Origin of the sequence: Parvibaculum sp. (genome assembly GCF_049672805.1) — a bacterium.
Taxonomy (GTDB): Bacteria; Pseudomonadota; Alphaproteobacteria; order Parvibaculales; family Parvibaculaceae; genus Parvibaculum.
Window position 1 is genome coordinate 1 of record NZ_JBATWS010000285.1, and the last position, 5,819, is coordinate 5,819.

The window sequence follows — 5,819 nt, forward strand, 5'->3', positions numbered from 1 at the left end:
GTATCGCGCACGACCTTGGGCTAACTTGCGCACGCCGGGGCGCCGATTCCAGACCGCGCACGGCTCCTCTTACCGCGAGGCGGCATTCGACATCCGCGCAGAGAGATCCTCCGACAGTCCCGGCCCCGTCATCCGGGCTAACCGATTGGAATTCATGACATGAGCCGGCGCAGACGCGTTTACGAAGGCAAGGCGAAGGTGCTGTATGAAGGCCCGGAACCCGGCACGCTCATCCAGCACTTCAAGGACGATACGACCGCTTTCGATGCAACGAAGCGCGCCACCATCGGGGGCAAGGGCGTCCTCAACAACCGCATCTCGGAGTTCATCTTCACGAAGCTGAACGAGATCGGCGTCCCGACACATTTCATCCGTTCGCTCAACATGCGCGAGCAGCTTATCCGCGAGGTCGAGATCATCCCTTGCGAAGTTGTGGTGCGCAATGTGGCGGCGGGCTCGCTTTCAAAGCGTCTCGGCATCGAGGAAGGCACCGTCCTGCCCCGCTCGATCATCGAGTTCTATTACAAGAATGACGAGCTGCACGACCCCATGGTCTCCGAAGAGCACATCACGGCCTTTGGCTGGGCGACGCCCCAGGAGATCGATGACATGATGGCGCTGGCGCTGCGCATCAACGACTTCATGACCGGCCTTTTCCTCGGCATCGGCATCCGCCTTGTGGACTTCAAGGTCGAGTTCGGTCGCCTCTATGAGGGCGACATGATGCGCGTTGTACTGGCTGACGAGATCAGTCCTGATTGCTGCCGCCTCTGGGATACGCAGACAAACGACAAGCTCGACAAGGATCGTTTCCGCCGTGATATGGGCGGGCTGGTAGAGGCCTATCAGGAGGTGGCGCGGCGTCTTGGTGTTCTCGTCGAGAACGAGCCGAAGCGGCGCGGCCCCACGCTTGTGAAATAAGTTACGTGAGACACGAGGAACCATGAAAGCGCGCATCAAGGTCACGTTGAAGAACGGCGTTCTGGACCCGCAGGGCAAGGCAATTGAAGGCGCGCTGGGCTCGCTCGGCTTTTCCGGTGTTGCAAGCGTCCGTCAGGGCAAGCTCTTCGAAGTTGAACTCGAAGAGACCGACCCTGCCCGTGCAAAGGCCATACTGGAAGAAATGAGCAAGAAGCTCCTCGCCAATACAGTCATCGAAAACTACGCCGTGGAGCTAGACGAGAAGTGAGCATGAAGTCCGGCGTCGTTGTCTTTCCCGGCTCGAACCGCGAGCGCGACATGATGCGCGCCCTCGAAAAGATCACCGGCATCAAATCCACCCCCATCTGGCATGCAGATACGGACCTTCCCGATCTCGATCTCATCGTGCTGTGCGGCGGCTTTTCCTATGGCGACTATCTCCGCACCGGCGCCATCGCCGCGCGGGGCCGCATCATGCCCGCTGTTGCAAAGGCAGCTGAAAAAGGTGTGCGGGTGCTTGGCGTCTGCAACGGCTTCCAGATTCTTTGCGAAGCGGGCCTTCTTCCCGGCGTGCTGATGCGCAACGCAAACCTTAAATTCGTCTGCCGCGAAGTGAAACTCGAAGTCGCCAATGCCGACACGGATTTCACGCGCAAATATGCGCAAGGGCAGATATGGCGTTGCCCCGTCGCGCATGGTGACGGCAACTACGTCACCGATGCAGAAACGCTGAAGCGCCTCGAAGGCGAAGGCCGTGTCGGCCTGCGCTATGCCGAAGGCACAAACCCCAATGGCTCGCTGAACGATATTGCCGGTGTTCTCAATGAGCGCGGCAACGTCTTCGGCATGATGCCTCACCCTGAAAACATGATCGAACCGTTGAATGGCGCGACCGACGGGCGCGCGCTCTTCGAAAGCATTATGGAGGCTGTGGCGTGATACCCAATAATGTCAGGATCACGCCGGAATTGGTCGCGGAACACGGGCTGAAGCCGGACGAATATCAGCGCATTCTCGATCTCATTGGCCGCGAACCGACGCTGACCGAGCTCGGCATCTTCTCGGCCATGTGGAACGAGCACTGCTCCTACAAATCCTCGAAGAAGTGGCTGCGCACCCTGCCTACCACCGGCCCGCGCGTGATTTGCGGTCCCGGCGAAAATGCAGGCGTCGTCGATATCGGCGACGGTCAGGCCATCATCTTCAAGATGGAAAGCCACAATCACCCCTCCTATATCGAGCCTCATCAAGGCGCGGCAACAGGCGTGGGCGGCATCCTGCGTGACGTGTTCACCATGGGCGCGCGCCCCATCGCGGCGCTCAATGCGCTTCGCTTCGGCGAGCCTGACCATCCGCGCACACGCCACATTGTTTCCGGCGTCGTGGCAGGCATTGGCAGCTATGGCAATGCATTCGGCGTGCCGACCGTTGGCGGCGAGGTCAATTTCGATTCGAGCTATAACGGCAACTGCCTCGTCAATGCCTTTGCCGCCGGCCTGGCTGATGCGGACAAGATTTTCTACTCGCAGGCAAAGGGCGTCGGCCTTCCCGTCGTCTATCTCGGCTCCAAGACGGGCCGCGACGGTATTCATGGCGCGACCATGGCTTCCGCGGAATTTGATGATGATTCCGAGGAGAAACGCCCCACCGTGCAGATCGGCGATCCTTTCGCCGAAAAGCTGCTGCTTGAAGCCTGCCTCGAACTGATGGCTTCCGGCGCCGTCATCGCCATTCAGGATATGGGCGCCACTGGCCTCACCTGCTCCGCCGTTGAAATGGGCGCGAAGGGCGATCTCGGCATCGAGCTTGACCTCGACACGGTGCCCTGCCGCGAAGAAGGCATGAGCGCCTATGAGATGATGCTCTCCGAAAGTCAGGAGCGCATGCTCATGGTGCTCGATCCCGCCAAGGAGAAGGAGGCGGAGGCCATCTTCCGCAAATGGGGTCTCGATTTCGCGGTGATCGGCCGCACGACAGATGATCTGCGCTTTCGCATCCGCCAGCACGGCGAAGTGATGGCCGATCTTCCGATCAAGGAACTGGGCGACCAGGCACCGGAATATGACCGCCCCTTCGTGAAGGCAGCAAAGCCGGCAGCCCTCTCACACGATGCAGTGCCCGCGCCCAACGATCTGGCAGACACGCTGATCCGCATGCTCGCCCTGCCCGACATGTGCTCGCGCCGCTGGGTGTGGGAACAGTATGACCATCTCATTCTCGGCAACACGGCGATCGGCCCCGGTGGCGACGCTGCCGTGGTTCGTATTGATGATGGCCCGAAGGGTCTCGCCTTCACGCTTGATGTGACGCCTCGCTATTGCGCCGCCGATCCGCAGGAAGGCGGCAAGCAGGCCGTGGCCGAATGCTGGCGCAATCTCACCGCCGTTGGCGCGGAGCCGCTTGCGATCACCGACAATTTGAACTTCGGCAACCCGGAACGCCCTGAAATCATGGGCCAGTTCGTCGGCTGTATCGAAGGCATTGGCGAAGCCTGCCGCGCGCTCGACTTCCCGGTCGTCTCCGGCAACGTCTCTCTCTACAACGAGACAAATGGCAAGGGCATTCTCCCCACGCCGGCCATTGGCGGCGTTGGCCTTCTGCCCGACATCGCTCTTCGCGCGACCGTTGCCTTCAAGACGGAAGGCGAAGCGATCCTTCTGGTCGGCGAAACAAAAGGCCATATCGGTCAGAGCATCTATCTGCGCGACATCGTCGGCAAAGCCGATGACAGAAGCGCCCCGCCGCCCGTGGACCTCGCTGTGGAACGTCGCAATGGCGACTTCATCCGCACGGAAATCCGCGCTGGCAATCTCACCGCCGTTCACGACGTATCGGATGGTGGCGTGCTGGTTGCCGCTGCCGAAATGGCGATGGCGGGCAATATCGGCGCATCTCTTACGCCCGACACACCCCTGCCCCTCCATATCTGGGCATTCGCGGAAGATCAGGCGCGGTACGTCGTAACCCTGCCTGAAAGCAAAGCCGCTGCCTTCATCGAACGCGCGGGCAAAGCGGGCGTCCCCGTCAGCCGCCTCGGCGTGACTGGGGGTGCGGAATTGACAGTTGAAGGCGCGCTTCCCATATCATTGGCAGCAATGAAAGCCGCCCATGAGGGCTGGCTGCCCGCTTATATGGCGGCTGGCGCTGAAATCTGACGATCAAGGGAGGTGCATTCCATGGCCATGACGGCAGCGGAAATCGAACGACTCATCAGGGAGGCGCTCCCAGATGCGGTTATCGACATCCGCGATCTCGCAGGCGATGGCGATCACTATGCCGCAAATGTCATTTCGGCCGCTTTCAAGGGCAAGACGCGCGTTCAGCAGCATCAGATGGTCTATGCGGCGCTGAAGGGCGGCATGGGCAACGAACTTCACGCATTGGCGCTGCAAACAAGTGCGCCAGAGGATTGAGCAACCTCAACGCCCTCAAACACGGCCCGTTGAGGCCAAGGAGCAAAACAATGAGCGAGAACCCGGTCTTTGACCGCATCAGAAGCGAAGTTGCCAGCGAGGATGTGGTCCTCTTCATGAAGGGCACACCCGTCTTCCCGCAATGCGGCTTCTCCAATGCCGTGGTGCAGGTGCTGACCTATCTTGGCGTCCCCTTCAAGGGCATCAACGTGCTTGAAGACGAAGAGATCCGCCAGGGCATCAAGGAGTTTTCCGACTGGCCGACCATTCCCCAGCTCTATGTGAAGGGCGAGTTTGTCGGCGGTTGCGACATTGTCCGCGAAATGTTCGAGCAGGGCGAACTGCGCGATTATCTCGCACAGAAGGGCATCGAAACGCAGGTCGCCTGACCCTGCCCTTCTTTTCCGCATACGTTTCAGCGGCAACAAAAAAGGCCCCGGAAAACCGGGGCCTTTTCGTTTGTCCGTAGCGCGCCCGCTGATCAGCTGCGCGAATAGAATTCGACAACGAGGTTCGGTTCCATCTGCACCGCATAGGGCACATCGGCAAACGCCGGAACGCGGAGGAACTTCGCCGTCATCTTCTCGTGATCAACTTCGATGTAGTCCGGCACATCGCGCTCGGCGCTTTGCACGGCTTCGAGAACAATGGCGAGCTGCTTCGACTTCTGACGCACCTCAACCACGTCGCCCTCGCGCACGCGATAGCTCGGCACGTTGACGCGCTTGCCGTTCACGAGCACATGGCCATGGCTCACAAACTGGCGGGCAGCGAAAACGGTCGGCACGAACTTGGCGCGGTAAACGATTGCATCGAGACGACGCTCGAGCAGGCCGATCAGCAGCTCGCCCGTATCACCACGGCCGCGGTTCGCATCCTTGTAGATGCCGCGGAACTGCTTTTCGGAAATATTGCCGTAGAAGCCCTTGAGCTTCTGCTTGGCGCGGAGCTGGACACCATAGTCCGAGAGCTTGCCCTTGCGGCGCTGGCCATGCTGGCCGGGGCCATATTCGCGGCGGTTAACCGGGCTCTTCGGACGACCCCAGATGTTTTCGCCCATCCGGCGGTCAATTTTGTACTTGGCTTCCTGGCGCTTTGTCATCGCAGTTTCCTTTAAAGGTCAAAAATCAAGGAAACGCGCCCTCCTTTATCTGTCCGGCCGAACCGGAAGATCGACAGGGACCGGCTACAAGCGTCGCCGTTCCCACGGGTGCGTATCGAATGAAAAAGGGCTTCGCATCGAAAGGGTGCGGAAGCCCACTTCGGGCGCGTTTTAGCGCGGTGAGGCTGACCTGTCAAACGGCCATAAGGCCCTATTCCGGCGGGCCTTCCCCCTTCGGATAGCGGCGCGTGAGGGAGGCCACCACCCCCCGCAGCGTGCGGACTTCCTGCTCGGTAAGCCCCGCCCGCTGGAACATGTTGCGCAGGTTACGGACCATGGAGGGGCGCTTCTCCGGCGGTTTGAGGAAGCCGAAACGGTCAAGC

At 60.4% G+C, this 5,819-nt stretch carries 7 protein-coding genes; 6 read left to right on the plus strand and 1 reads right to left on the minus strand.

Translation table 11 applies throughout. From position 1 onward, the window contains the following. The first annotated feature begins 159 nt into the window (after nucleotides 1-159). The 6 genes from purC to grxD are packed head-to-tail and all read left to right on the plus strand — an operon-like array spanning nucleotide 160 to nucleotide 4,723. The gene (purC, locus tag WBF74_RS09155; RefSeq protein WP_424438492.1) at nucleotides 160-921 is read left to right on the plus strand and encodes a phosphoribosylaminoimidazolesuccinocarboxamide synthase; all 762 of its coding nucleotides are present in this window, start codon (nucleotides 160-162) and stop codon (nucleotides 919-921) included. Nucleotides 922-943: 22 nt separating this feature from the next. Continuing rightward, nucleotides 944-1,189 (plus strand): phosphoribosylformylglycinamidine synthase subunit PurS, encoded by a 246-nt coding sequence (gene purS, locus WBF74_RS09160; RefSeq protein ID WP_424438495.1) that lies wholly within the window; start codon nucleotides 944-946, stop codon nucleotides 1,187-1,189. A 2-nt stretch (nucleotides 1,190-1,191) separates the two neighbouring features. Next, complete coding sequence (purQ, locus tag WBF74_RS09165) at nucleotides 1,192-1,860, plus strand: phosphoribosylformylglycinamidine synthase subunit PurQ (RefSeq protein ID WP_424438498.1); 669 nt, start codon at nucleotides 1,192-1,194, stop codon at nucleotides 1,858-1,860. After that, the gene (gene purL, locus WBF74_RS09170; protein WP_424438501.1) at nucleotides 1,857-4,076 is read left to right on the plus strand and encodes a phosphoribosylformylglycinamidine synthase subunit PurL; all 2,220 of its coding nucleotides are present in this window, start codon (nucleotides 1,857-1,859) and stop codon (nucleotides 4,074-4,076) included. The genes purQ and purL overlap by 4 nt, the downstream gene beginning before the upstream one ends. 21 nt (nucleotides 4,077-4,097) lie before the next feature. Beyond that, complete coding sequence (locus WBF74_RS09175) at nucleotides 4,098-4,334, plus strand: BolA family protein (protein ID WP_424438504.1); 237 nt, start codon at nucleotides 4,098-4,100, stop codon at nucleotides 4,332-4,334. Nucleotides 4,335-4,384: 50 nt separating this feature from the next. After that, nucleotides 4,385-4,723 (plus strand): Grx4 family monothiol glutaredoxin, encoded by a 339-nt coding sequence (grxD, locus tag WBF74_RS09180; RefSeq protein ID WP_424438507.1) that lies wholly within the window; start codon nucleotides 4,385-4,387, stop codon nucleotides 4,721-4,723. Nucleotides 4,724-4,815: 92 nt separating this feature from the next. Here the strand turns inward: grxD and rpsD are convergent, their stop codons facing one another. After that, entirely contained in the window at nucleotides 4,816-5,436 is a 621-nt protein-coding gene (gene rpsD, locus WBF74_RS09185) for a 30S ribosomal protein S4 (RefSeq protein ID WP_424438510.1), read from the minus strand. Between the last annotated feature and the right edge of the window lie 383 nt (nucleotides 5,437-5,819).

Coding starts and splice junctions, on each gene's coding strand:
- purC (WP_424438492.1), top strand. CDS start 160: ATGAGCCGGCGCAGACGCGTTTACGAAGGCAAGGCGAAGGTGCTGTAT.
- purS (WP_424438495.1), top strand. CDS start 944: ATGAAAGCGCGCATCAAGGTCACGTTGAAGAACGGCGTTCTGGACCCG.
- purQ (WP_424438498.1), top strand. CDS start 1,192: ATGAAGTCCGGCGTCGTTGTCTTTCCCGGCTCGAACCGCGAGCGCGAC.
- WBF74_RS09175 (WP_424438504.1), top strand. CDS start 4,098: ATGGCCATGACGGCAGCGGAAATCGAACGACTCATCAGGGAGGCGCTC.
- grxD (WP_424438507.1), top strand. CDS start 4,385: ATGAGCGAGAACCCGGTCTTTGACCGCATCAGAAGCGAAGTTGCCAGC.
- rpsD (WP_424438510.1), bottom strand. CDS start 5,436: ATGACAAAGCGCCAGGAAGCCAAGTACAAAATTGACCGCCGGATGGGC.